Source organism: Pseudomonas brassicacearum, assembly GCF_918698105.1.
GTDB classification, from domain to species: domain Bacteria; phylum Pseudomonadota; class Gammaproteobacteria; order Pseudomonadales; family Pseudomonadaceae; genus Aquipseudomonas; species Aquipseudomonas brassicacearum_F.
On record NZ_CAKKMI010000162.1, the window covers coordinates 1 to 1,547 of the forward strand.

Sequence of the window (1,547 nt, forward strand, 5' to 3'; positions counted from 1 at the left end):
ATCTGGCTGGGCGGGCAGATCGCTGCCGACCCGGTCTGGGCCAAGGCCTTTTCCTTCACCGGGATCCAGATCACCTGGATGCTGATCGGCTACGGTTTTGTCGCGGCGGTGCTGCCGGTGTGGCTGATCCTGGCGCCGCGGGACTACCTGTCGACCTTCCTCAAGATCGGCACCATCGTCGCCCTGGCGATCGGCATCCTGGTCACCATGCCCGAGCTAAAAATGCCGGCGCTGACCCAGTTCACCGACGGCACCGGGCCGGTATGGAAGGGCGGGCTGTTCCCGTTCCTGTTCATCACCATCGCCTGCGGCGCGGTCTCGGGTTTCCACGCGCTGATCTCCTCGGGCACCACGCCCAAGCTCTTGGATAACGAAACCAACGCCCGCTACATCGGTTACGGCGGCATGCTGATGGAGTCCTTCGTGGCGATCATGGCCATGGTCGCTGCCTCGGTGATCGAGCCGGGCGTGTACTTCGCCATGAACAGCCCGGCGGCGATCGTCGGCGGTGACGTGGTGGCCGTGGCCCAGACCGTCAGCAGCTGGGGTTTTGCAATCACCCCCGAGGCGCTGCAAGCGGTGGCCAAGGACATCGGCGAAACCACCGTGCTGGCCCGTGCCGGCGGTGCGCCGACCCTGGCGGTCGGTATCGCGCAGATCCTGCACTCGGTGCTGCCGGGTGAGAACACCATGGCGTTCTGGTACCACTTCGCGATCCTGTTCGAAGCGCTGTTCATCCTCACCGCGGTGGACGCCGGCACCCGTGCCGGACGGTTCATGCTGCAGGATTTGCTCGGCTCGTTCGTGCCTTCGCTCAAGCGCACCGAATCCTGGCCGGCCAACCTGATCGCCACCGCCGGTTGCGTGGCGATGTGGGGTTACCTGCTGTACCAGGGCGTGATCGATCCGCTGGGCGGCATCAACACCTTGTGGCCGCTGTTCGGCATCTCCAACCAGATGCTGGCCGGTATCGCCCTGATGCTCGCCACCGTGGTGCTGATCAAGATGAAGCGCCAGCGCTACGTGTGGGTGACCATGCTGCCGGCGGTCTGGCTGCTGATCTGCACCACCACCGCGGGCCTGATCAAGCTGTTCGACGCCAACCCGGCGATCGGCTTCCTGGCCCTGGCGCGCAAATACAACGATGCGCTGGCCGCCGGCCAGGTCCTGGCCCCGGCCAAGAGCATCGAGCAGATGCAGCACGTGGTGTTCAACGCCTACACCAACGCGACGCTGACGGCCTTGTTCCTGTTCGTGGTCTTCAGCATCCTGTTCTACGCGCTCAAGGTCGGCATCGCCGCCTGGGGTACCAAGGAACGCACGGACAAGGAAGCGCCATTCCAGGCCTTGCCAGACGCTTGATAGGGGATTGCAACGATGTTCAATGACTTGAGTCGCCTGGGTAAATACCTCGGTCAGGCCGCCCGCCTGATGGTCGGCATGCCCGACTACGACAACTACGTCGAGCACATGCAAACCAAGCACCCGGACAAACCGTTGATGGACTACGAGGCGTTCTTTCGCGAACGCCAGGAGGCCCGTTACGG

At 64.1% G+C, this 1,547-nt stretch carries 2 protein-coding genes; both read left to right on the top strand.

Annotated features, from left to right (window positions below):
* Window positions 1–1,362 (top strand): carbon starvation CstA family protein (locus LQ215_RS29405; RefSeq protein WP_230153730.1); only part of this gene is annotated, 1,362 nt, incomplete at its 5' end.
* A gap of 15 nt (window positions 1,363–1,377) precedes the next feature.
* Window positions 1,378–1,547: YbdD/YjiX family protein (locus LQ215_RS29410; protein ID WP_230153731.1), on the top strand; the 170-nt coding region annotated here is incomplete at its 3' end.